Source organism: Funiculus sociatus GB2-C1 (genome assembly GCF_039962115.1).
Classification (GTDB): Bacteria; Cyanobacteriota; Cyanobacteriia; order Cyanobacteriales; family FACHB-T130; genus Funiculus; species Funiculus sociatus.
Genome location: NZ_JAMPKJ010000013.1, coordinates 1 through 24,077, shown reverse-complemented (window position 1 = coordinate 24,077; position 24,077 = coordinate 1). Strand labels below are relative to the sequence as shown.

Genomic DNA, 24,077 nt, shown 5'->3' with positions numbered 1-24,077 from the left:
CCTACTCTCGATCTTAAGCAGGAACCTTGGGGATGGGACGCCCAAGCCCACCCCGACCCTCGGATTGGTTTTAGTAACTAGCCCTGAGCATCCCGCTGAAGATATTAAAGTTCTTGTCAATCAAACCGATTAAACTCTGAGCATTAGAGAGCGATCGCGGCGGGTTAGAAATTAGCGTATCCAGGGCAATCAAGCGATTAAAATCAACTTTGATGTCACCAGTCCGCTCTATTTTCCCATCGCTTTCATAAAACTTAACACCCGCCTTCTTGTGCATAATCTCGATCAACTCCTGCGCCATGATCCCGTAGCCAATAGTGGTGGGATGAATGCCATCCAGAGAGAATAAGCCGCCTTGGGTGCGACCCGTGGCATCAGATTTAAAAAAGCGGGAGTCCGGTACGGGTGAAAGTGCCTGAAGCTCAGGTGGCAACTCGTACTGACCACCCACTTCATCCCACCAAGTCGGTCTGGCTTCCGGGTCTTGAATATAGCGCCTGGATGCCAAGCGATCCAACAAGCCAGCCATTTCAAAGACATACCAATCTCTGCCTTCCTGTCGAGCCTGATGCACCGCATCGGTTATATAGTCGTTGTACTGGTCGATGGCACTATCAATTGCTCGTGCCTCCTCCCCTGTCAGGTACGGGTGCTTATTGGGATCGAATTCTTCTTCGGTAAGCCAAGGCAAGGAGTAGTAAGGGAAGTATCGAGATCCCGGTTTCGCTTTATTCCCCTCATCATTTTTATTGATACCACGGGCAAAAGGAACAATGGTGACGTGAGGAACCGTTGCCAAGATTACATGGCGAGCGCGGATTTGCTTAACTTCCTCAACCAACTTGTCCAGTTCAGCCTTAAAGTGAATTGGACGCCAGACAGTATAGCGATCGTTTACCGCCATATCGTCATAGCCTTCTTTGCTCCAAGCCGCTTTGAATGTCAGAATACTACCCAGCGCATTATTGCCACCGATGATAACAAGCAGCGTTTCAATGCCGTCTCCACCACTTTCTTGCGTCCCCTCAGCGCCCAGTGCTGCCGCCGCTTGCAGTGGCGTCAGCGCGTTGCCTTGTGCATCTCGTGCCGAATTCAAAACTCGGATGGCAGCGCGTTCGTTATGGTACTCAACAACCTGCCGGAGATAATCGTCTTTGGGCGGATTTTTCCGAATGATGTCTAGGCAAATGTCCGCAGTGCGCGACAGGGTATTCCGCAAATCCCAGCCATAGACTGCCAGGTTGTGATTAATCCCACGTTGAATTGGGAAGCGGGAGCCTGCGTCACGTTCCCAATAATCCTCTATATCGTCCATGTAGTGGCGTATAAACAACAGCGCTGGGGCGAAATCCAACCAGTTGATATCACCAAACTCCCGATCGAGTTGTCGAGCCAGATTTTCTAGGTTCAGCGGAAACCCGTCTCCTGGCCCGTCGTAGGTGGGATAACGCATCTGGTGAGACCAGCCCATTTCCTTGGCAATCATCATCGGATAGGAGAGGCTAGTATTAAAGATTGCCCCACTTTGAAAGCCGTGAGAGAGAGAGTCCCCAATCGTGACCAGCCGATGCTTGGGAGTGCCTTGTCTATTCACTTCAACGGAAATGCCCAGGCTGGGATCTGTAATGGGTTTTCGCGCCTCTGACTGAATAATTACATCGTCTGGCGTGCGATCGCGCATCCGAGATTTTCCATCTGCCATAAAGTCTCCTTATTAAAAAAAGCGAACATCACTTACCGGATGATCCACAACCGATGAGATAAAATCCGGAACTTAATATTAGTTTAAATTCGTTTTTTTCCTGATGAACCAACAGCGGTTTCCTATTAACCGCTCGTATCTCTCGTCCTACCTATTTTTACGAATTGAATCTTTTCTTTGTAACAAAATATGACTTTTATGTTAAAGTAATGAACAGAAAATAAGGTAAAGGTTTTACTATAAAAGTTGCCCCAAACTTTCGCAAACTTAGTTCAACAGAAAACTTGTCATCTCTAAAAGGAGCTAACTGCAATGGAATACGGAATTGATATTGGGCATAATTGTTCTCCCGACACGGGAGCCAGAGGAATTAGAGTTGAAGATGTGATGACAATAGAGGTGGGAACTAGAGTTATATCTAAGTTAAAATCTCAGGGACATCAAGTTGTAGAATGCAAGCCTAAAAGCGCGAGTAGTGTAGGCAATTCCTTATTGCAAAGATGCAATATAGCCAATGCTAATAGAGTGAACCTATTTGTATCTATTCACTTTAATGCTTTTAACCGTGTAGCTAAGGGAACGGAAGTATTTGCAGCCAGCGATACAGGCAGAAAGATTGCCCAGCCCATACTAGACAATATAGTTAAATTGGGATATTTCAACAGAGGCGTTAAAGATGGTTCACACTTGTATGTAATCAAAAATACAAATATGCCCGCCATTCTGCTTGAGTGTTGTTTCTGCGACAACCAAGAAGATATGAATCGGTACAATCCAGAAGCTTTGGCGAATGCTATTGTTACCGGATTAACTGGACAATCTCCAACGCCTCCCGCTCCAAACCCAGCTAAAGATAACGAGATAATCAAACTACAGCAAACCTTAAATAGGTTAAAAATAACAGATAGCAGTGGCAAAAAGTTGGTAGAAGATGGAACAATAGACAATGAAACTAGAGCAGCTACCCAAAAGTTTCAGTCAATTGTAGACATCACCGAAAATGGAATTGCTGGCCCTACCACGTGGATTGCACTTAATCAGATTCTTGCCAAGCCAATACTAAGAGCAAACCATGCTGGCGGTACAGCTGTAAAATACCTGCAATACCGCATAGGTGCAGAAACAGATGGCGTTTTTGGCCCTGGTACAGAGGCAGCAGTTGAGAGATTTCAAAAACAAAATGGCTTAACTGCTGATGGCATTGTGGGGCCTCAAGGCTGGGTTAAATTAATAGGTTAAAGCGGCGTACAACTTTACTGGGGTAATACCTCCCTTCTTTCAAGGGGTAGCTTAGAAAAAAGCGACTAACGTTTTGTCCCGCCAACCGCCCATAAATTGGGAGTTAAGGTATTACCCATCCTACTACTGTTCAACTCAGGTAAAATTTATGGCTTTCAATATCAGTGTTCTAAAACTGCCTACGCTCAAAATTGGCTCTAATGGTTCAGCTGTTAGTGCTTGGCAGAGCTATTTGAAAGAAGCTCAATATCCGATTGGGACTGTTGATGGAGACTTTGGCAAAATAAGTGATACCGCTACCCGCAGCTATCAACAAAGAAATAATTTGCCCGTCACTGGAGTTGTAGATAATACAACTTATACCAAAGCTTTGAGCGACGGCTTTATTTATAAAGTTCCGAATCTTACGACGGCATTGTTGTTAGCTTACCTGCGCTTTGGAGATGCAGAGGTAAAAGATTTACAAAAGTCTTTGAATACTATCTTGGTTCCAGATTTGGGATTAGACGGAGACTTTGGTGCCAGAAGTACGCAGGGCTTAGCTCAAGCTTACCTACAAAGAGATGTGCGCTTGCGTAGCGAATTAGAGGAGCTGCTTTCTGCAACTACTAAGCAGAAACTGGGAGCAGACTTTACTGAAGCAATGGATATTCTCAACAACTATGCTAAAAGAATTAGATTTCGTTTGAGTGGACAACATTGGTATGACTTTTTTCCAACAAGCAAGTCTATTTCTGATTTAGCTTCTCCATTCCGCGAAAGGGTACTGGCATTTCAAAAAGCCATGATTGACGCAGGCGCTCAAACAATTATCGCCGCCACTTATCGACCTCCACAACGAGCTTATTTGATGCACTATGCTGCTAGAATTTCACGAGGAAGTATTAGGGCAGAGGATGTACCGCGCTTTCCGGGAGTTGATATTCAATGGGTACATTACACAAATGCGGTGTCGGTGAAAGCAGCAGAATTGATGGTAGATGCTTATGGGATTGGTGGTAATCCTGTTGCTCTCAAATCTCTTCATACTGAAAAGTTAGCGATTGATTGGAATATTACCTGGGATGGTATCCTAAAAATTAAAAGACGAGATGGAACCATCTTTAATATCAGCGCTCCCACTAACGGTGCCAGCAATACTATTTTGCACAATGTTGGTGCTTCTTATGGTGTGTATAAGCTATTGAACGATCCTCCACATTGGTCATATAACGGTCGCTAAAAAGGCTCTCATGCGCTCCCCCTAATCGGGTTACAAAAGGGGGAGTAAAAAGGCCAAAATTCTTAATTTTCGCCTTTTTACTTCTAGCGATCGCATTTACTAAAAATGCTTTGTCTGCTGTTGGGGTTGGCTACAATTATTCATAACTAAAAGCAAAGACGTAATATATCGCATCCTACGCTCTCGTGCCATGCAACCTCAAAGAATCAACCTTCGCTCAATCATAATCCGCAGTACAACGATAGCGCTGCTGGCGCTAGTGGCTGGGTGTGACTTACTGGAGCCACCTGTAGCATCACAAACTACGCCAAGCCAACCCGCCGCGCCTCCCATTTCAGCAGAGGTGGGTTTAGCCAAACATCTCAAAAAAATTGGAGCGAAATTTTACGGTGCTTACTGGTGTCCTCACTGCACGGATCAAAAGCAAATGTTTGGTGAAGAAGCAGTGAAGCAAATAAACTATATTGAGTGCGATGCTGGCGGTAAAAATCCACGCCCAGACCTCTGCAAAAAAGCTCAAATCGAAGGCTATCCCACCTGGGAAATTCAGGGAAAGCAATACACAGGTGTGCTGGCTTTGCAGAAACTTGCGGATATATCCGGGTATGAAGGCGATCGCAACTTCAAAAACTAAACCCTATAACTCCCAGCATTTTTCCTCGTTCCCAGTCTCCGGCTGGAAACGAGAAATGTTTCCTTTAACAATTAGCCATTATTATTTTGGCTGAACTTGAACTTGATACTGAGAAGGAATCTTTTCCACTCTTCCAGCTTGCGCTAAGGCTTGATAAATCGCAGCCGCAACCTCAGCTCTCGTAGCCGCCTGAGTTGGTTTTAGCAAGTTGGTTTTTGGGTAATTTACCACAAGACCCGATGCCGTAGCTGCTGCGACCCCTGGCTTGGCGTAATTAGGAATCTGCGGAGCATCCTGATAAGTCTGTAAAACTTGGGCAACATTAGCCGGTGGTGCCAGCCCTAAGCCACTGGCAAGGGCAACGAAGACTTGCGCTTTGGGAATTTCTTGATTGGGGAGAAAGATATTATTTGGATACCCTTTTAAAAAACCCGTTGTAGCAGCTTGCTTAATCGCTGCGTTTGCCCAGAGCCCAGCTGGAACATCTTTAAAATTAGGTGCGTTTTGAGCTGATTGTTTGTTAAAAGCCTTCTGCAAAATGGCAGCAAATTCGGCTCTAGTTATCGGTCTATCCGGGCGAAAAGTGCGATCGGTAAAACCGGCGACGATGTTACGCTGAGCCATTGCCTGTATGTAAGGACGCGCCCAGTAATTAGCAGGAATATCGGTGAAGTTGAGCGCCCTCGCTGGGGGTGAAGCTGTGGGTGTTGGGGAGGGAGTCGCAGATGCAGTTGGAGAAGGAGCTACGACCGCTGGGGCGGGAGCTACAACCACTGGGGCGGGAGCTAAGGGTATGGTTCTCGAAGCCGCGGTTGGGTCTACTGGTATCGGTACGGCTGGGGTGAGGCTTTCCGAGGCTTCTGGCGTTGCGGGATCTATGGCTTGGGGAAGGGGCGACTCCTGTGGCAATACGGGCGCTAGTGGAGCTGCTGGCGTGGGACTCGCGGTGGCGCTAGGAATCGGCAAGCCTGTCAGATTCAACCCTTCATCTTTTCTACCTATCACCCAAAATAAAATCGCGCCAATGGCGGCAAAGGCTACAACAATGCCTATCAACTCATCAAAGCCTAGTTGAGAGGATCTTGGATCGGGGGGCGGTGGATTCGTCATTTGCCATCCTTCATGCAGCAAATAGCTTATAACCCAAACCGGTAAGCCTAGTCATCCTCCTAGAGGAAAATTAAACATTTTGCATTTTTAATTTTTGACTTGACTACCGTGGCTGCGAGGATCGTCAGGGGTGGCTTTTGCTGGCGTGACGGGCGCTTCAAAGGCGGATACTTGCCCGGATTGGGTATAAGGTAGGGGTAAGGCAGCAACTAGGGCTTCAATATTTGCCTGCATGATGGGACGAGGCATTTCACCGAGGGTTTGAGCGATCGCTTCCCCATTTTTCCCAAAATACACGAAATGTGGAATGCCATCGACTCGGTAGCGCAGCATCTCTGGCAACCACTTGTTATTATCCACGTTCAGCATCACAAAGTTCACACAGTCCGCGTACTCTTGTTTGAGTTCACCCAAATCCTTGGCCATCGCCTGACAGCTAGTACACCAGTTGGCATAAAATTCCATTAGCGTCGGCTTACCATTACTCAAAGCCACTTCTAACGGTGTGGATGTTTGCGCCTGTGCGTCGAGGGAAACTGAACTTGTCTCGGTTCGCAGTCCGAAAAATAGGGCAACGGTGAGGATAATTGCTACCATTGCAATCAAGAAATTTCTGATGCGTTTCCCGCCGTCTGCTGGCGACTGGGTTTGGGGAGTTACAGTTGTTTCAGGTGAATTCACAGCCATTGAAGATTTTGTTTACGATTTGTATATAAGCTTCCTTTAGTTTACCAACTCTCTCCAAAGCTACCTTTGCTGTGAAAAAACGAGTAACGCTGACTTTTCCGAAACGCGCAATACAAATGCCAGTGACTTATCGACTGGCTAAAGATTTTAATGTGGCGGCGAATATTATTCGCGCTCAGGTGGCACCGAATCAAATTGGTAAGCTGGTAGTGGAACTTTTGGGCGATATTGATGCGCTGGATGCGGCGATTGATTGGATGCGATCGCAAGATATCAGCGTTTCCTTTGCCAGTCGGGAGATTGTTATTGATGAAGATGTCTGCGTTGACTGCGGACTTTGTACTGGTGTTTGCCCTACGGAAGCCCTTACTTTAGATCCGCAGACGTTCCGGCTAACGTTTATGCGATCGCGCTGCATTGTCTGCGAACAGTGTATTCCTACTTGTCCCGTTCAGGCAATTTCCACCAATCTTTAATATCGATTATTCACACCCTCCCCAATTTGAATAGTTATTGTTTATTCAAGGGGAATTGTGTATACCCATTCTCGGTAATTATCGTCTCGGTTTTCTGTAATTGCTGTTAGTTTCTCCCTAAGCTTTTCAGTTATTGGTCTAGTTGTTGATAACTCGTAGTTTTCAATTCTTTTTACTGGGGTTATCTTAGCAGCCGTTCCACTTAAAAACACTTCGTCAGCAATCAAAAGCTCAGATTTATCAACGGGTCTTTCTATAGTTTTAATTCCCATATCTTGAGCGATTGTGAGAATGCTATCTCTAGTGATGCCTTCTAAAATATCTTGTTCAACTCCAGGGGTAATTAGTTGCCCATTTCTCACAATAAAAATATTCATCCCCGAAGCTTCACAGACTTTGCCTTGAGAGTTCATTAAAATCCCTTCGTCAAAACCGGATTCTACAGCTTCAGTTTTGGCCAGAGAAGAAGTAATATAAGCTCCTGTAATTTTACCTTTCAGGGGAAAGCTGCGATCTTCTTGTCGATACCAAGAACTAATGCGACAGCTTACTCCTTCAGGAGACATATAATCTCCTAACTCTAATCCATAAACGAAAAACTGTTTTTCAATGTTATGAAGTCTGGGAGCAATACCTATATCTGAGGTGTAGATAAAAGGTCGAATATAAAAAGACGTAGTTGGCTTATTAACTCGGACAAAATCGACTATAGTATTTTCGATTTTATCCGCTGGCAAATCGTAGCGAAGAAACTTAGCACTCTGACTCAATCTTTGACAATGACGGTCTAATCTAAACAGCAAAATTTGTTGAGGATTTTGGGGATCGGGGATGCCGCGCAATCCTCCAAAGGCTCCAGTTCCATAATGCAAAGCATGGGTAGCGATGGAAATATTTGCCTCAGCAAAAGGCACAAATTTGTTTTGGAAGTAAGCAAAGGGTAAAGAATTAAGCATACTAAAAGTATCTGGTGAGTGTTATCACTATAGAATAATCTTACAAAATTTAACTATAAATTACTTTGATAGCGCTTGAATTATTTTTATAGTTCTGATTTTAGTATGGCTTAGCAGAACACTACAACACTACTCTCCAAAAATCTATGACGTTCATTATCACCAACGACGACGGAATAGACGCTCCTGGTATCCGAGCGCTGTACAAGGCGATGAATGGCAATGGCGTAATTGTTGCTCCCTGTGACCATCTATCGGGTTGCGGTCATCAGGTGACGACGACTAGAGCGATTCATCTCAAGCGACGCTCTAATGTTGAATATGCGATCGCAGGCACTCCCGCTGATTGCGTTCGCATTGCCTTGTCACATTTATGTCCAAATGTCAAATTCGTACTTTCAGGCATCAATGCTGGAGGCAACTTGGGAGTTGACTCTTACATCTCAGGCACCGTGGCAGCTGTGCGCGAAGCGGCGATGCACCGAGTTCCGGGAATTGCCGTTTCTCATTATCGCAAAGGGAAGCGGAATGTTGATTGGGATGTGGCGGCGCGTTGGACAGCTGGAGTTTTAGCAGACTTACTGACTCGTACCATTGAACCGGGAAGCTTTTGGAACGTCAATTTACCACATTTGGAACCAGGAGATCCCGATCCAGAAGTGGTGTTTTGCGAACCCTGTAAGCGACCGTTGCCAGTAAATTACCGAATTGAAGGTGATGATTTTTACTATGTAGGAGAATATCAAAAACGCGATCGCACTCCCGGAAGTGATGTTGATGTTTGTTTTTCCGGCAAAATTGCTGTCACTCAACTCAGACTGTAAGATGAGTTTTGGCAAAAATTTAGAATAACAACTTGTGGAACCATCAGAATTACAGTATCTAATTCTTAACGCTCTGGACACCTTAGAACTACTTAGCAATGCGGTGTATGATGAAGAAACAGGAATTTGGGTAATTGAAACACCAAGCTCTGTATTACCTTATGCCCGACTCCTGCAAAATGGCGATATTGTTCCTATGAGATGGAGATCGGAACTATGAAAGAACTGACTGAAGTCCAGAAACAAGAGTCCGAAAGATTAAAAGAACTTTTTGCCCGATCTCGGCAACGCTATCTAGATGCTGGGGGAGATCCTCGAAAGCGTCCAATGGGCCGTAAAGGTGATGACTACTTAACAGATTCAGAGAGAAAAGAAATATTTGCGATTGCACGACGTGGCGTTCAAATCATTGGCGATGAAGTTCACTGTGAAGGACGTTCGTGGAAAATTTCAGACAAATTGGCAAAAAATGAGGATGGTGCAGAATGCGAATTTTAATGATGGGTGGAACCCGGTTCATTGGGGTTTATCTAACAAAAATGCTGGTGGAGCAAGGGCATGAAGTCGTACTTTTTAATCGCGGCAACAAGTCTGCACCAGTTGAAGGTCTAAAACAAATTCATGGCGATCGCACTGATGCCTCGCAACTAAAAGAAAAGTTATCTTCAGAAAATTTTGACGCTATCTTTGATAACAACGGGCGGGAATTAAGCGACACCCAACCTTTAGCAGAAATATTTAAAGACCGGGTGCAGCATTTTGTCTACATGAGTTCTGCTGGTGTTTATCTGAAGTCAGACCAAATGCCTCATGTAGAAGGCGATGCTGTCGATCCAAAAAGTCGTCACAAGGGCAAGTTTGAAACAGAAGCTTACCTCACCCAACAGGGATTACCTGTTACATCTATTCGTCCTACTTATATTTACGGGCCTCAGAACTACAACGATTTGGAAGCTTGGTTTTTCGATCGGATTGTGCGGAATCGCCCGATTCCAATTCCCGGAAATGGCTTGCATATCACCCAGTTTGGTCATGTGAAAGACTTAGCGGCGGCGATGGCAGCAATTTTAGGGAAATCTCAGGCAGTCGGGCAGATTTATAATGTGTCAGGCGATCGCTATGTCACCTTTGATGGGTTAGCGCGTGCTTGTGCTATTGCTGCTGGGAAGTCAGACCAAGATTTGCAAATTGTCCATTACGACGCGAAAAAGTTTGATTTTGGGAAGCGCAAGGCTTTTCCTATGAGAACTCAGCATTTCTTCGCTTCAGTTGATAAAGCCAAAACTGAACTAGGCTGGCATCCAGAATATGACTTGATTTCTGGGCTGAAAGACTCGTTCTTAAATGATTATCTCGCCTCTGGTCGCGACAAGGCTGAGGTAGATTTCTCAGTTGATGATGAGATTTTAAAAGCAGCCTGATTTAATTCTCGTTCCTGGGCTGTGGCCTGGGAACGAGAACCCTACCCTATCGGTTGAGCGCTTTTTTGAGGTAACACATAAATTGCGCCAGAAATCAAGGTAAGGACAACAGAAACCCAGAAGGCAACCAAAGAGTAAATTTGCCATGAGTCAGGTAGGGGTGCGATGAGGAGTGCGATCGCTAGTATCTGACTCACTGTTTTCAGCTTCCCCCAAATATTGGCACCAGTGATGGTAGTTTGGTTAACGCGCCAACCTGCGATCGCGATCTCTCGTCCCAAAATCAAAAATACACCCCATGCTGGAACTTGATTTAACCCAATCAGCGCCAGTAAAGGAGCCAACACCAATAATTTATCAACTAAAGGGTCAAGAAACTTACCCAAATCTGTAATTTGATTTAGTTTACGAGCTAAGTAGCCATCCAGCCAATCTGTAGCCGCCGCAACCAGAAAAATTGCCAGACTGATCCAGCGAGTTTCAGTTGTTGGGTTTTGCAGCAAATAGAGCAGAAATGGTAGAGATAACAAACGAGATAAAGTGATCCAGTTAGGCAGATTCATCAATAGTTATGAGTTATGAGGTAGCCATTAATTACTACCGTCATCATAAAACAAGAGACGCGATTAATCGCGTCTCTACAATTCATAACTAAAAAATTTTAGCAAGCGCCTTTCTTATCCAAAACTGCCATTACAGTCTTGAAAATTAGGCTGATGTCGTAGATAACAGACCACTTGCGTTGGTAGTCGATGTCCATACGAACAATTTCTTCAAAGTCTTCTACAGTAGAACGACCGTTAGCTTGCCATTCGCCAGTAATTCCCGGCTTAACATTTAACCGTTCCCAGTGATGACCGTCGTAGTTCTTAACTTCATTGACTGTAGGTGGACGGGTTCCCACCAGACTCATATCCCCCATCAGAACATTCCAAAACTGAGGAAATTCGTCTAAGCTAGTTCGGCGCATAAATCTTCCCACGCGGGTAATGCGAGGGTCATTTTCATTTTTAAAGATATGCCCTTTTGCCTGGTTCTTCACCAGATGCTGAAGCTTTTCTGCGCCAACAACCATAGAACGAAATTTCCAGATGCGGAATTGGCGACCGTGCAGACCGCAACGAATCTGGCTGTAAAATACTGGGCCGGGGTTATCGAGTTGCATAGCGATCGCTACTGGAATTGCGATCGCTGCCGTAATCCCTAAACCTACCATGCCTCCTAAAATATCAATTAGGCGCTTCGCTTTGCTAGTAACCGATGGATGATGTTCGGCTTGTTTTTCACAATCAACTAAGTAGAGTTCATCCATTTCTGGCGAAGCAACTTTTTTGGATTCTCGGAAGCGATAAGTAGTAATCACAGTTCTGTAGTTGGTTTCTATAATTTGGGCTTTCTATATGTCAATATAAGCAACACCCCTCCCACTTGGAATCTCCAAAGCACTTATTTCACCGAATCTTTAAGGATATTCGGCTTTTATATATTTAGTGTTTACGCGGTTGACAAAACTGCATTGATATGATATTAGGGTTGCAAGTAGGGATTGGGAATTGGGGATTGGGAATTGGGAATTGGAATTTGGTAAGAATCTTGCCCAGTCCCTAGTCCCTAGTCCCCAGCCCCCAATCCCTAAATTATTGCCAGTTCTAACAAATTGACGGCTAGTGGGTCGTCCAGTTTTTGCTGAGTACCAGCCAGAACGCTACTTAAGTAACGCCGCCAAGCCTCGCTTTGCTGCCCATTCATGCGATAAAGCTGCGTCGCCTCTTTCTCGAAAAGAGGTGCGGAAGCGATCGCCTGATAATCAGGATTTTGTGCCGAGGCGGGAGTCAGTAAACCCGAAGCGGTTTGTGACGGCACCAGACCAGCAGGCATCTGACCGTCCAAAAGTGCCATCACGCGAGAAAAGCAAACCCGTGTATTAATACCGCGATACTCTAGTATCTGCAAAATTTCCTCAACCGGAAGCGGTTGGGAGGGCAGTGCGCGTAAAAGTTCCAAAAGCAGAAAATAGTCGCTGTACTGCTGCGTTTGTTGTTCCAACAGTTGGGGATATAACGGTAAAGTAGCCAAACCGTAGGCAACCGGACTACAGCTTCGGGTTGCTTGTTCCCCTGACCAGACGCGAAATGTTGTATCTGTGTCCCGAATCAAGATTGCTTTTGGTAATTTTTGACGCAGCCATTGGGCGATTTCACCGATGGCAGCAGTTCCGCCAGTACAGATGATTTGCTTAATCCCTGATTCGCGTATTCCTGTCTGAATTAGCAGGGAATTTAGCTTCTGATTGAGTTGTTCAATAAACGGTTTGAACACCCGGTTTTCTATGTCTTGGCGCGTCACCACGCAGGAATGTTCGCCCAGTTCCAGGGTATAGCTATCTTGGTGTTGAAGAATCCGTTTTAGATAACTAGCGGCTTCTAGGAGTTTTTGTCCTAGAGGGGAACTTTGCAACAGCGATGATAAGCGATCGCGTGTCGCCAAATCTGGTTCACCCGCCTTAGGAAAGATGAGGGATGAAGAATGAAGAATAAATGAAGATTCTAATTTATCTTTTATTTTGCTGCCTTCATCCTGCAAAAGCAATTGACAGATAATGTCTTGGTCAATCGCATTACCCGCATAGGCAAAACTTTGACAAGCAAAGTCGGAATGAGCTAAATCTTCCAGATTTTCCGGTAAATTTACCAAAGCGAGTTCTGTTGTGGTGGCACCAGCATTGATTGCTAAAGTGGGGCCTCGCCAGGGTACTTCTGGGAGTGTCGCACCTTCAATTCCTGCCAACACAGTAGCGATCGCATCCTCAAGAAAGAAAATTTGCTCTGGATGCCCCACCAGCTTCGCCTCCAGCAAGGCTTCCCGAATATTAAAGCGGTAGGTATCCCCCCACTGGGCAGGGCAACCCACAATCGCACCGCTTAAGCGGCTCATCGCTGCATTCAGCGTAGATGGCTTTAGACCAGCAGCACCTACTAAATATGAAGGAGCTTGTTCTGAGGAAGATAGAGGGCTTTCCTCGCCTTGTAGGGGTGTCAGAGTAGCTAATAAAGCTTTCAACGAGCGCCCAATCCAGCACAAAGAAATTGGCTGGTCAAGCGACCACTGCAACATTGGCTCCCAGTTTTTGCCGGAGACAGAATAGTAAGGAATTCCAACTTTCAAGTATGGCTTAAAGTTTTGGATGAATATCCCTTCTTTACTATTGGCAACCGATGTTGGAGCAACAGCGATCGCTGCTACTGATGATCCCGGAATATTCCCCTCTGGCCCTATGTAGGTTACAGATGGTAAACGAAAGCTGGTTTCGTTTGACTCTGGCTGTTGGGATTTCATCCAATAAATAGGATATCTTTCGCCGGTGGAGCAATTTAACAAAACTGCGGAAACACCAGTTGTCCCAAAGTCAATTCCTAAATACCAGGTATAGTTGCTGACATCCTCCGAGGCGGCTTTTTTTAAAGGATGAAGGATTAAGGATGAAGGACTTTTAAGATCAAATCCGGTTAATTCTCCATCATTAAAACCCTTTACCCCGAACCCCTCTGCGTCTGTCCCCACGGGAGGCGGAGGCACACTATCTGGCAAAGTGAGGTTCTTCAGAAATGCTGGTTCAGCAAGCGGTGATATCAAAGGAACCGGGTTGAAGGACGAAGGATGAATGAAATCGGTAAAAATCTGAGATTCAAATATCGCTTCCACCGAAAAATCTGTTTCATCCTCCCTACTTACGGCTTCCTCATTCGGAGTCACTATTTGTTTTTTTTTTTCAGAATCTGACGATGGGGGTATATCTAGATTCAAATCGTCGGACGTTAGAGTTGCCTCATTATCAAAAGCTTCGTTAAAGGCTTCGTCAAAGGATTCTTCTTGGGATGCGATCGCTTGATCGGGTGCGATCAGTTCCTCCAAGCGTAACAATTCCAACTCCCAATCCATATCATCTGATTGTGTTGTTTCTCCCCCATCGCTTTCTGGCGTTTCTTCCCAATCCCAGGAGGCTAAGTATTCATCATCAGAATCAGAAGGAATTACGTTTTCTGTTTCCACCCGACTTAATTCTTCTAAAGATAATTCCACAGCTTCATCCCACCCATTGAATGTTTGCTGGCTGGAATTTGATTCAGGTGTTTCTGACAACTCCCAAGAAGCTAAGTATTCATCATCAGAAGCGATCGCGTTTTCTGTTTCCAGATCCCGACTCAATTCTTCTAAAGATAATTCCACCGCTTCATCCCACTCATTGAATGTTTGCTGGCTGGAATTTGATTCAGGTGTTTCTGACAACTCCCAAGCAGCGATCGCATTTTCTGGTACTGCTGTCTGTTCTTCCTCCACTGTTAATTCCTTAGCTGGAGGAAGCAAACCAATCACCGTGTCTGGAGGTGGATAGAGCGGTTCCCAAGTGTATAATGACGCATCCCATTCAGACACAGATGGTTCTGTTTTCTCCGGCTGTTTGGGGGAATCTTCTTGGTGTAACGCTTCACTTTGAGACTGCGCCTGCTCATTTGGCACACCAGCAGACACATCTTCTGGAAAACTATCCAAGTTCAGATCGTCCCAATCCTCCATCAACACTTCATCCAGTGCTGTGTCTGCCACAGTTTCTTCAAATAACTGAATTTCTTGATTTTCACTCCTTTGGATTTCGTTTAGTGCCAGTTCCTCTTGAGTAAAAGGCTCCTGCGCCATCAATTCCCCGGTTAACTCGGTTCCAAAAATCTCCTCTTGTTGGAGGAAATCGCTATCAGGTGCCTCTAATCTATACAGATTCTCACCGATCTGCTGAGCTGTCTCCAGAATTTCTGTTTGTTGCTCTCGGCGGCTAGTAGGTGTCTCGAAGCTAAAAAGGTCTTCACTCAGGAGTTGCAAAGTTTCTTGATCCAGCCAAAATTCTTCTGTTTGGCTAGCAGAAGCATCTATTGCCAGCAGATCCTCGTCTGGCGAAGCTGGAATGTAGGTATCTTCTAGTGGAGACAGGCTAGGTGTCTCTGTCTCTATTGCTTGCTGAGGTATGGTTGGCTCTATTTCCTGAATTTGAGTTGTTTCTTGAAGGGTAGTTTCTATAGCAGAAGTCAGGGATTCATCTGTCAGCGCCTCCGGAAATAAATCAGCCAGCGACGAGATGACCAGATCCCCTGGTTCAACATCGCTATCGGCGGCTAAATTTGTTTCGGCGGCAAAGATTTCTTCACCCAAACGGCTGGCAATTTTCGAGGGTTGCTCTTGCTCATCTGCCGCGATGGGTGCGATCGCTTCTGTGTCTATCTGAAAAACGGTTGCTTCCCAATCTTCCGGAAACAAAGCATTGTCCCAAGGTCTTGTCTGATCTGGCTGTACAAATGTCGGCTCATTAGACGCATCTATCAGTCCGGCAAACAAAGCATCTTCTAAAGACTGTATTGTTGGTTCTGTAATAGATTCGGGAGATTTTTCTGTTGCTCTCAGTCTCCCCCTCTCTCCTTCTTCCTGGGCCGTATGTTGTGACTTTTCCACCCCAGTCTCACTCAGCGGTTCCGCACCAAACAAACTATTAAAAAAATCGTCTATTTCGTCTTCCCTTGTTTCAGGAGGCACGGGACTTACAGCACTCAGCTGTAGGAGGGTCGTCATATCATCGTCATCCAGACTATCTAGATTTAGAGCGGATATATCCATCCCCATCAGTCCTTCATCACTGTTGGCTGCTGCGGATGGCGATCGCTCCTGTCCCTGTACAACCCAAGTGCTAATAGTCGGATTCGCCTCCGGACTTGGCTCCTCTACCAGTTCCACCGATCTAGCTGGCAATTCAATACCCGGATACGGTAGTTGCGTGGGAGGGTTGTCAGCATTAGGCGAGAAGCTTCTGTAATTTTGCGAAGGCGAGAACGGAGCAATATTTGCCTCTCTCCAAGGTGGCTGGGTTCCAGATTGCCTGGGTTCCAGATTGCCTGGGTTTTGCGGCCTTGTCGTCGCGTCTGGCGGTGACTGCAATTCAGAAATCCGCCTAGAGGAGGATTGCATTATGGTAGAGGCTTCTTGCTGTAACTGCTCGCTAAGCTGATTTACCAACTCGGTAAACCTGACCTCACTCTGCTGCCCCAAATTGTGAATCTTCTCCAGTCCTTGGAACAAAGACTCTTGATAGCTGTGAATATTGCGCTGTAGCGTCTCGAAGACGGAACAAATAGTAGAATCCAGCGTGATCAACAGTTGATCGGATCGTGCCTGTAGCATTTGCAGCTGTTCCAGGCGCTCGCGTGGGTGTAGCGGTGCTGGATTGTTTATCTGGCTGCGGTCGTAAGCGGGGCCAGAGGCGGATGGTGGCGTTTGTTGGGATGTATACGCCAAATTCATAAATTGGGCTTCTAGATTCGTCAGGCTTTGAGCCATCTGTTGCGTCAGAGTTTCCTGCAAGCGACCAGAAAGCGCCTGCAAAAATTCGGAAATCATTTGCTGCTGGGATGCCTGTTGCTGCGTAAGAGTTCGATAGTGCAGCCGGGAACTCTCCATCTGCCGAATTTCTGAAATTAGCGACTCCCGTTGCTGGCGCAGCCGCTCCATTTCCGCCTGTAAAGGCCCAATTAAGCCAGAGCGCAACGAGTGCATCTCTTTCTCAACCGCTTGCACAATTTGCCGCCCCGTTTCCTGCGATCGCTGGAGGTGCTGCTCTTCAACGACAGCATTGGATTGCTGTTGTGCGGCTAAATAATTACGAACTTGCTCCAAAAGCCGCCGCTGCTCTTGGACATCGACCGATCTGAGCCAAGGACGACGGGAGCTGGCCTTTTGGAGGATGCTGTCAATGTCAGCGATGATTGTTGAAATTGAATCTGTTTCGTGAGTCACAAGGGAACCCCCGCCTAGAACGATTGCCCAGTTATCAAAAGCTACTATACTGCTACTGGCTATAATGTTAGACTGCGTGAGCGACAACAACTAAATTTCACAGAGTTCTACATCTACCGGGTGAAGTATTTCAAAACGGGTAATTATAAATGTAGATATATTCAGGAGCGATCGCCCTCAAGTGCCGCCAACCGCGTAACAAGTACGCGATCGCCATAAAATAAAGCGTTTGGAGTAGAATGTGAGTTTTGCTTTTGAACGATCGGCAACTGGTAGTGAGTTTACCGTAGAGAGGATAATAACGGTAGAGTCATTTCTAAATAGGTGCCTCTTGCTTGGGAATGAATTGGCACCTTCGTGCCTCTTGTCCAGCAAAATTGTCTTCGAGTGGGGCAACGCCACCTGCTGTACTATTCTGGCAGTATTGCTGAAAAGTCCAGCTCTTACTTATTGCTCTGCGTTAAAACGCTACCAGCTAGCCCCGATGAAAGTGGGCCACTAATTATCCGTTTAAAAGCGTTTACTTTTGCGATGGCCCGATGGAAGACAGATACAACTCCCGCGACCCAAATTCTAATCTCAATTCGTTGATTGTCTCCGCTCCTTTGTTTACTGGCTTACCAGAAACTGTTGTGCAGAAGGCGACTTCTCATGTCGTTACTCGTACTCATCCAGCAAATCAGGTGATTTTACTGGAAAACGACTGGGGCGGCTCAGTATATTTTATTTTGGAGGGTTGGGCGAAAATTCGTACCTACAACCTTGATGGCAAAGAAGTTACTCTCAACATTCTTGGGAAAGGAGAACTCTTTGGCGAAATGGCAGCACTCGATGAGGTGCCTCGTTCTACGGATGTGATCACATTAACTCCCACGACGATTGGCAGTATGCCCGCTGCTGATTTCGTTCAGTTAATTAATAATGAACCCCTAGCAGGCGTGCGGTTGGCTCAGCTGATGGCAAAACGCCTGCGTCAAGTTAACCGTCGTCTCCGGTTGCGAGAATCGGACAGTATGTCGCGTGTAGCCGATACGTTGTTATTTCTCGCGGAAGGGCAGGGGAAAACTGCCCAAAAAGGAATTAATATCCCGAATTTGCCTCATCGCGAGTTGAGTAGTCTCAGCGGACTGGCCCGGGAAACAGTGACGCGGGTACTGACAAAGTTGGAGAAAAAAGGGCTGATTATGCGCGATCACGATATCCTGTGTATTCCCGATATGGGAGCCTTGGAACGATTAATCGTGTAAGGCAAACTTAGGCATGGGGAGTGAGGAGGCGAAAAGTTGGAAATAAATAACTTATAACTCATAACTTTGTTCCCAATCCCCTATTTATCAATAAGAAATCTGGCTTTTCGGCAAAATCATCAATGGTGCCAGGGAACGATCCGCCTCAAAGTTAGATAAAGGTTAAATTAAAATCTGCCTGTTTTAAAATTTGCATGAGCGATCCTTTTAAAGACGGTGAAGGCGATCGCCCCAGCGATCTGGAAACGGAAAATCAGCCGACCGGACTGGCGAACGCAGCAAGACAAAGTACAACTGGCCCTGAAAGCTTTAATCCACAAATGTCTGGGGATGCGGATAGAAGCGAAACAACAGGGACAACCAGCGCCCCACCAGACAATTTTTCTGAAGTTAAGGTGAGTGCGAAGTCTCCGTTGATATTGGTGGAAACTGCCTTTTTAGCTAGTACCTCTAGCTTGATTTGGCTGATTAATTATTACTTTCCCCTAGGGCCGCTGTTGCGGATGTTTTTCCCGGTGCCAATTGCTTTGGCATACTTGCGCTGGGGATACCGCGCTGCTTGGATGGCGGCGTTGGTTACTGGGTTGCTGTTGTCGGTGCTGATGGGGCCTACCCGCAGCATTCTGTTTGTTATCCCCTATGCTTTGATGGGTGTCCAGCTGGGGGCTATGTGGAGGCGCGGGAGTAACTGGCTGTTCTCGATTGGTATAGGTGGGATTATTGGCACGTTTGGATTCTTTTTTCGGTTTTGGCTGCTGTCAATTTTACTGGGCGAAGACCTCTGGGTTTACACAACAAGCCAGGTGACGGAATTGGCAGAGTGGATATTTGTCAAGCTAGGGTTGCTCGCCCAACCGAGTCTTTATGTGGTTCAAGCGATCGCATTCGGCATGGTCATCCTGAGCAATATCATTTATCTATTCGTGGTGCATCTGGTGGCTTTGGTGCTACTGGATCGCTTAGGCAACCCAATCCCCCGTCCGCCAAACTGGGTACAAGTTTTATTAGATTACGAGGAATAAAGGATGATGGGAGAAGAAAGACAAGGGACTGGGGACTGGGGACAAGGTACTGGGGAAGAGAGACAAGGGAGATTTCCCAATCCTCAATCCCCAATCCTCAATCCCCAATCCCCAATCCTCAATCCCCAATCCCCAATCCCCATTAACGTCTACACTCAACACGAACAGGGACACCGCTGGCTCCAGCGATATCGAGGACAGCCAGCGGTGTTTGCTTGTATTTTAGGATTTACTGACACCGCCTTGATCCCCGGCATTTCTGCGGCTGGTGCAACGCCAGAAGATCGGCGATACACTGCGATCGCAGATGCCGAATTTTTGTATCACGGCCCTCGCCAACAGCCTCAATATCCTCTACCTCCCCTGCAAGCGGGAGCTTCACCAGTGCTAATCTCTCGCGCTGCAATCGAGGGTCTGAATATTCCAGTTTATTTATTTAATGCAGGTTTGCCCCAGCCACCGAGTGTCCCAACAATTGATTTAGGGGGCTTTCCAGCCCGGTGTCTCACTCAAGGAAATGCCCTGGAACTAACAATAGTAAAACATCTGCTCCAGCAGGGGCTGAGGTGGGGAGAAAAGCTGGCGGCAAATATTCCCAATGGGTATTTAATTCTGGGCGAGTGCGTGGTGGGGGGAACCACAACGGCTTTGGCTGTTTTAACTGGCTTGGGTTTCGCTGCTGTTGGTAAAGTCAACAGCAGCCACCCCAGTTGCAATCATTCCCAAAAGTGGGCTGTGGTACAAGCTGGGCTACAAGCGGCGAGGATTGGGGAATGGGAAGACAAAAAAGTTGCTGTCTTCTCTTCCCCAGTCCCCAGTCCCGGCGAAGCAATTGACCCTTTGCAGCTGGTGGCGGCAATTGGAGATCCGATGCAAGTTGTGGCGGCGGGGATGGCGATCGCTGCTAGTCGTAGCTGCGGTGTTTTGCTTGCTGGTGGGACGCAGATGCTGGCTGTGTATGCCTTGATGCAGGCAATATCACGTCAATGTAACCTGTCCTGGCAACCAGAACAAGTAGTGGTAGGAACAACCCGCTGGGTGGCAGAAGACTCTACGGGCGACACTGTTGGATTAGCAAAAACTATCAACCCAGTTTCCCTAATGGCTACTGGGCTAAGTTTTGCGGCTTCTCGTTACCCTCAACTGAGGGCTTATGAGCAAGGATATGTCAAAGAAGGTATGGGTGCAGGGGGATGCGCGATCGCAGCTACACTAACCCAAGGCTGGCACCAAAAGCAATTACTCTATGCTATTGAAACGTTGATAGAACGTTGTTGAAGTATTGAGTATTCAGTATGAAGTATAAATTTAACCTTTATCCTTCTGACTGTTGCTGTTAAGAGTGGATTCTTTTAGAAAGTAACTGTTCTTCCAAGGCGGCGATGCGATTATAAGCGGCTGTAAGTTGTGCGGTTAGGCGTTGTATTTGAATTTCCGGCGACAATTCCTTTTCACTACTCTGGAAGTTGCCGTCTAAACCATTGGTATCAACCAATACATCTTTATGCTCCATCACTGAAGTCATACTGCTGTAGCTTTGATACGAGTAGCGGCTATTATTGGCTCCTATCGGCGGGGGTGTACCAACTTGGACAGGCGCTTGCTTGGTTTGCGACAGAGAGTCAGAGACTTTCTGATTCATCTGTTCGAGCATTTCGTACACGACATCAACTTTATGACTTAAAACGACAATTTGCTTTTGAAGTGAATCCATGCAATTTCCAGGTGTGTAACTTCTCCGATCTTCATGTTATGAAATAACAGTTCAAATAGGGTTTTACTTATCAATTATTTAACTATTGGGTAAGATGAATTTTTTTACCAAGACTTAAGCGTCTGTAAGACGCTGTATCCAGCATCTAGATAGACATGGCTGAGCGATTTCTTGATTGCCCGATTAATAAATTATGACTGGGAAACTCGCGATTTGGAAGCTTTATGGTAAATTCCGCTCTTTTACGGCTATCTTGGTTGATTTTTGTCTTCAACATTAAAAAATTTCTCAGCTAAAAGCATGGTAAGAAAATATACTCAGTAAATATGAAAATGCGGGCTATGTATGATGTTCCGGCGGCGGCACAAAAATATTGAAGGTTATAAATATCGTCTGTACACAAGAACACAAAGTTATGTTAATTTAATCAAATAAGCAAAATCCTTTTTATTGACGTAAATTTAGCCATTTAGAAGAAAAAATGCTCAGCATAAGAGAGTTTTTTACCGCTTGCACGGGAGTATGGACAACCGAAAGAACGTATCATTCTGTCTTAAGCGGTCAGGTGGAACGCTCTTATACAGAATTTCGGGTAGAACCCCTGACGCTGGAACAAAAGCAGCCAACTTTCGAGTTTTACTCGTTAAATGGAATTAAGGTAGACACCGATCAGGTGAAAGAAGATGATCATGTCTGTCCAGGGTTTGCGATCGCGTTTGATACCATCTCGGAAAAGGGCGAACAAGTAGCGATGAGTTTGAAGGCGCTATTTGTGCCAGATGCTTACGTGGTGTCAGAAGAATCGCCAGCCAAAAAGCCTTCTCTACCCATCGCCGCTGATGTTCCCGTCGGGGAAGAAGTCATTGAGGGTTTTTATCTGCGGGATGAGGGATACTCAGAACCAGGAGCGATTGTGGGGCGCTTTACCTATCAGCCTACTCGCCAAACCCTGGAAATGATAACTTACTATCGCCGTTCCGTAGCAGTGGATCAAATGCGGATTGTAGAGGATGATATCCGCTTACGCACGATTATTACCTACGAACGCCCTCAAAACGGCGAACCACCAACGGTTATTGAATTGGTAGGCTTTGGGGTAGAGCGCCGACAAAAAAATTAAAAAGAAAAAATTAAAAAGGCATTTTGCCTTTCTAGCCCCTGTTTTCACGACAGTTTATGATAAATCGACGGTCTTTTCTGCTGGGTGCTGGAACCCTGGCAATGAGTCAGCTGCTTGCAAGTTGTGGGAGTTCCCAAAACCCAGCTTTAAGAGTCAAACTGCTGAAAAATTCCATTCCCGCTCAGCTATTAAATGAATTTCGCCAGAGCCTAAAGCAATCAGCTACTCTGGATTTTACGCCAGAAACACAATTAAAAGAGTTATTTACCCGTCTGGAAACTTGGCACAAACCAAACGAGACGGGAAAGGGTTGGATGCGGATACCCTTTATTACAAAGACACCAGTGATTGCTGACTTAGTGACGTTAGGAGATTACTGGTTAGCACAAGCAATAGAACAAAAGCTAATTCAACCAATTGAGCCAACACAGACAGCAGGATGGAAGCAGTTACCGCGTCCTTGGCAAGAATTAGTAAAACGCAATGCACAAGGACAGTTGGACGCTTCGGGAAAGATTTGGGGCGCTCCTTACCGTTGGGGAAGCACTGTTATTGTGTATCGCCGCGATAAATTCAAGGCCTTGGGATGGGAGCCTAGAGATTGGCAGGATTTGTGGCGAGAAGAACTGCGCGATCGCATTTCTGTTTTGGATCAGGCGCGAGAAGTTATTGGTCTAACTTTAAAACGGCTAGGCCATTCTTATAATACGGAAAACCTGGATAAAGTTCCCGACTTAAAAGACGCTCTTGCTAAGTTAAAAGGGCAGATTAAGCTTTACAGTTCCGATACCTATCTGGAACCCCTACTTATAGGAGACACTTGGCTAGCGGTGGGTTGGTCAACTGATGTGCTGTCAGTTTTAAAAAGCGATCGCAACATCGCCGCCGTAGTTCCTCAGTCAGGAACCGCTCTCTGGGCAGATGTGTGGGTGCGACCTGCTGCTGCCAAGCCTGAAGATACGGCAAATATCGCCTCTCTCCAAAACCAATGGATTGATTTTTGTTGGCAGCAAAAACAAGCCCTGGAAATTTCTTTATTCACTCGCGCCGCCTCACCAATTATCACAGGCATGAATCGATCTGAGTTACCAAAATCTTTACAGACAAATTCAGTGTTACTGCCAGATACTCAGGTTCTTGAGAAAAGCGAATTTCTCTATCCCCTCTCTCAATCTACAGCCCTTAAGTACCTTTCTCTGTGGCAAGAAATCCGCTAAATGAAAAATTCTTGTTCCCCCTCTCTGGCTGGGAACGAGAATTTTTCATTTCTGGTTAGCGTAGGTTGGGAACCTCGCCCAACCTACAATTATTTTTAACTTTTTAAGCCATTGAAGGGGGTAGCGCCTCTAATAACTTCGTTCCCAGTTTCTGACTAAGAACGAGGATTATTTTTAAGGTAGTAGTAAATATGTAGTGGAAGGGTAAATATATCAACTAAAAAAAATCATTTTAACGCTTCGCGGTGGTTATTTATTTGTCTGGACAAGTGCTTATTTTTACAATTAGCATAATCCTTAATTAAAATCGGTTTTTAAAGCTTATCTCGTATTATAGCAATTCTCGCACTCATGAGGTACAGTAACAACAATGAGTAAACCAGTTACGGATATTTTCCTGAGTCACCTCAAGCATGGCGTTGGCAATGGCATCAATTAAATCTTTATATGTTCTTGCTGCTGTCTTTCTCAAGATAGATTTGACTTTTGACCAAAAATTCTCAATTGGGGAAAACTCAGGAGAGTAAGGAGATAAGTATAGGAGTTTTGCTCCGGCTTTTTCTATAAATTCTCTTACCATCTCTCCTTGATGGATTTTGGCATTATCCATAACAACACAAGCATCCTTCCAAAGTTTAGGGATTAATTCCTG

At 45.7% G+C, this 24,077-nt stretch carries 22 protein-coding genes; 13 read left to right on the top strand and 9 right to left on the bottom strand.

Going from position 1 to position 24,077, the window contains the following annotated elements; all coding sequences use genetic code 11:
• Positions 1-70: 70 nt before the first annotated feature.
• A complete protein-coding gene (locus NDI42_RS08850) occupies positions 71-1,702 on the bottom strand; it encodes a hypothetical protein (protein ID WP_190457693.1) in 1,632 nt (543 codons plus the stop codon).
• 312 nt (positions 1,703-2,014) lie between these two features.
• Between NDI42_RS08850 and NDI42_RS08845 the strand changes: the two genes are divergently transcribed.
• The 3 genes from NDI42_RS08845 (at position 2,015) to NDI42_RS08835 (ending at position 4,797) form a co-directional block, all read left to right on the top strand.
• Positions 2,015-2,941, top strand: a complete 927-nt coding sequence (locus NDI42_RS08845; RefSeq protein WP_190457691.1) for an N-acetylmuramoyl-L-alanine amidase — start codon at positions 2,015-2,017, stop codon at positions 2,939-2,941.
• Positions 2,942-3,089: 148 nt separating this feature from the next.
• A complete protein-coding gene (locus NDI42_RS08840) occupies positions 3,090-4,163 on the top strand; it encodes a peptidoglycan-binding domain-containing protein (RefSeq protein ID WP_190457689.1) in 1,074 nt (357 codons plus the stop codon).
• A gap of 190 nt (positions 4,164-4,353) precedes the next feature.
• A complete protein-coding gene (locus NDI42_RS08835) occupies positions 4,354-4,797 on the top strand; it encodes a hypothetical protein (protein WP_190457687.1) in 444 nt (147 codons plus the stop codon).
• Between the two features lie 81 nt (positions 4,798-4,878).
• On the opposite strand, the gene NDI42_RS08830 is transcribed toward NDI42_RS08835, so the two are convergent.
• Together NDI42_RS08830 and NDI42_RS08825 are read right to left on the bottom strand one after the other, a co-directional pair.
• The gene (locus NDI42_RS08830) at positions 4,879-5,907 is read right to left on the bottom strand and encodes an S-layer homology domain-containing protein (RefSeq protein ID WP_190457685.1); all 1,029 of its coding nucleotides are present in this window, start codon (positions 5,905-5,907) and stop codon (positions 4,879-4,881) included.
• Positions 5,908-5,994: 87 nt separating this feature from the next.
• Entirely contained in the window at positions 5,995-6,594 is a 600-nt protein-coding gene (locus tag NDI42_RS08825; protein ID WP_190457683.1) for a thioredoxin family protein, read from the bottom strand.
• Between the two features lie 71 nt (positions 6,595-6,665).
• Here NDI42_RS08825 and NDI42_RS08820 point away from each other — a divergent pair, with 71 nt between their 5' ends.
• Positions 6,666-7,070: an NIL domain-containing protein gene (locus NDI42_RS08820; RefSeq protein ID WP_190426728.1), complete on the top strand. Its 405-nt coding sequence runs from the start codon at positions 6,666-6,668 to the stop codon at positions 7,068-7,070.
• A 41-nt stretch (positions 7,071-7,111) separates the two neighbouring features.
• On the opposite strand, the gene NDI42_RS08815 is transcribed toward NDI42_RS08820, so the two are convergent.
• The gene (locus NDI42_RS08815; protein ID WP_190457681.1) at positions 7,112-8,026 is read right to left on the bottom strand and encodes a branched-chain amino acid transaminase; all 915 of its coding nucleotides are present in this window, start codon (positions 8,024-8,026) and stop codon (positions 7,112-7,114) included.
• Positions 8,027-8,172: 146 nt separating this feature from the next.
• On the opposite strand from NDI42_RS08815, the gene surE reads away from it, so the two are divergent.
• Genes surE through NDI42_RS08795 form a run of 4 tightly spaced genes read left to right on the top strand, consistent with a single transcriptional unit; the run spans position 8,173 to position 10,271 of the window.
• The gene (gene surE, locus NDI42_RS08810) at positions 8,173-8,850 is read left to right on the top strand and encodes a 5'/3'-nucleotidase SurE (RefSeq protein WP_190426733.1); all 678 of its coding nucleotides are present in this window, start codon (positions 8,173-8,175) and stop codon (positions 8,848-8,850) included.
• Positions 8,851-8,884: 34 nt separating this feature from the next.
• Complete coding sequence (locus NDI42_RS08805) at positions 8,885-9,070, top strand: hypothetical protein (RefSeq protein ID WP_190436680.1); 186 nt, start codon at positions 8,885-8,887, stop codon at positions 9,068-9,070.
• Positions 9,067-9,348, top strand: coding sequence for a hypothetical protein (locus tag NDI42_RS08800; protein ID WP_190457679.1), 282 nt, complete (start codon positions 9,067-9,069; stop codon positions 9,346-9,348). Before NDI42_RS08805 ends, NDI42_RS08800 begins: the two co-directional genes overlap by 4 nt.
• A complete protein-coding gene (locus NDI42_RS08795) occupies positions 9,336-10,271 on the top strand; it encodes an NAD-dependent epimerase/dehydratase family protein (RefSeq protein ID WP_190457677.1) in 936 nt (311 codons plus the stop codon). Before NDI42_RS08800 ends, NDI42_RS08795 begins: the two co-directional genes overlap by 13 nt.
• A 41-nt stretch (positions 10,272-10,312) precedes the next feature.
• On the opposite strand, the gene pgsA is transcribed toward NDI42_RS08795, so the two are convergent.
• The 3 genes from pgsA to NDI42_RS08780 form a co-directional block, all read right to left on the bottom strand.
• Positions 10,313-10,834: a CDP-diacylglycerol--glycerol-3-phosphate 3-phosphatidyltransferase gene (gene pgsA, locus NDI42_RS08790; RefSeq protein ID WP_190457675.1), complete on the bottom strand. Its 522-nt coding sequence runs from the start codon at positions 10,832-10,834 to the stop codon at positions 10,313-10,315.
• A 98-nt stretch (positions 10,835-10,932) separates the two neighbouring features.
• Positions 10,933-11,583, bottom strand: a complete 651-nt coding sequence (locus NDI42_RS08785) for a sugar transferase (RefSeq protein ID WP_190426816.1) — start codon at positions 11,581-11,583, stop codon at positions 10,933-10,935.
• A 320-nt stretch (positions 11,584-11,903) separates the two neighbouring features.
• A complete protein-coding gene (locus NDI42_RS08780; protein ID WP_190457674.1) occupies positions 11,904-17,105 on the bottom strand; it encodes a hypothetical protein in 5,202 nt (1,733 codons plus the stop codon).
• A 539-nt stretch (positions 17,106-17,644) separates the two neighbouring features.
• Between NDI42_RS08780 and NDI42_RS08775 the strand changes: the two genes are divergently transcribed.
• The 3 genes from NDI42_RS08775 to cobT all read left to right on the top strand — a co-directional run bounded on the left by NDI42_RS08775 (position 17,645) and on the right by cobT (position 20,652).
• A complete protein-coding gene (locus tag NDI42_RS08775) occupies positions 17,645-18,352 on the top strand; it encodes a Crp/Fnr family transcriptional regulator (protein ID WP_190426744.1) in 708 nt (235 codons plus the stop codon).
• Positions 18,353-18,546: 194 nt separating this feature from the next.
• Positions 18,547-19,374, top strand: coding sequence for a DUF2232 domain-containing protein (locus tag NDI42_RS08770; protein WP_242017741.1), 828 nt, complete (start codon positions 18,547-18,549; stop codon positions 19,372-19,374).
• Between the two features lie 3 nt (positions 19,375-19,377).
• The gene (gene cobT / locus NDI42_RS08765) at positions 19,378-20,652 is read left to right on the top strand and encodes a nicotinate mononucleotide-dependent phosphoribosyltransferase CobT (protein WP_242017740.1); all 1,275 of its coding nucleotides are present in this window, start codon (positions 19,378-19,380) and stop codon (positions 20,650-20,652) included.
• Positions 20,653-20,710: 58 nt separating this feature from the next.
• Here the strand turns inward: cobT and NDI42_RS08760 are convergent, their stop codons facing one another.
• Positions 20,711-21,088: a hypothetical protein gene (locus NDI42_RS08760; RefSeq protein ID WP_190457671.1), complete on the bottom strand. Its 378-nt coding sequence runs from the start codon at positions 21,086-21,088 to the stop codon at positions 20,711-20,713.
• A 481-nt stretch (positions 21,089-21,569) separates the two neighbouring features.
• On the opposite strand from NDI42_RS08760, the gene NDI42_RS08755 reads away from it, so the two are divergent.
• Entirely contained in the window at positions 21,570-22,208 is a 639-nt protein-coding gene (locus tag NDI42_RS08755) for a phycobiliprotein lyase (protein WP_190441249.1), read from the top strand.
• Between the two features lie 56 nt (positions 22,209-22,264).
• Positions 22,265-23,425, top strand: a complete 1,161-nt coding sequence (locus NDI42_RS08750; RefSeq protein WP_199311303.1) for an extracellular solute-binding protein — start codon at positions 22,265-22,267, stop codon at positions 23,423-23,425.
• 349 nt (positions 23,426-23,774) lie between these two features.
• Here the strand turns inward: NDI42_RS08750 and NDI42_RS08745 are convergent.
• A partial coding sequence (locus NDI42_RS08745; protein ID WP_190457669.1) for a transposase occupies positions 23,775-24,077 on the bottom strand: 303 nt, incomplete at its 5' end.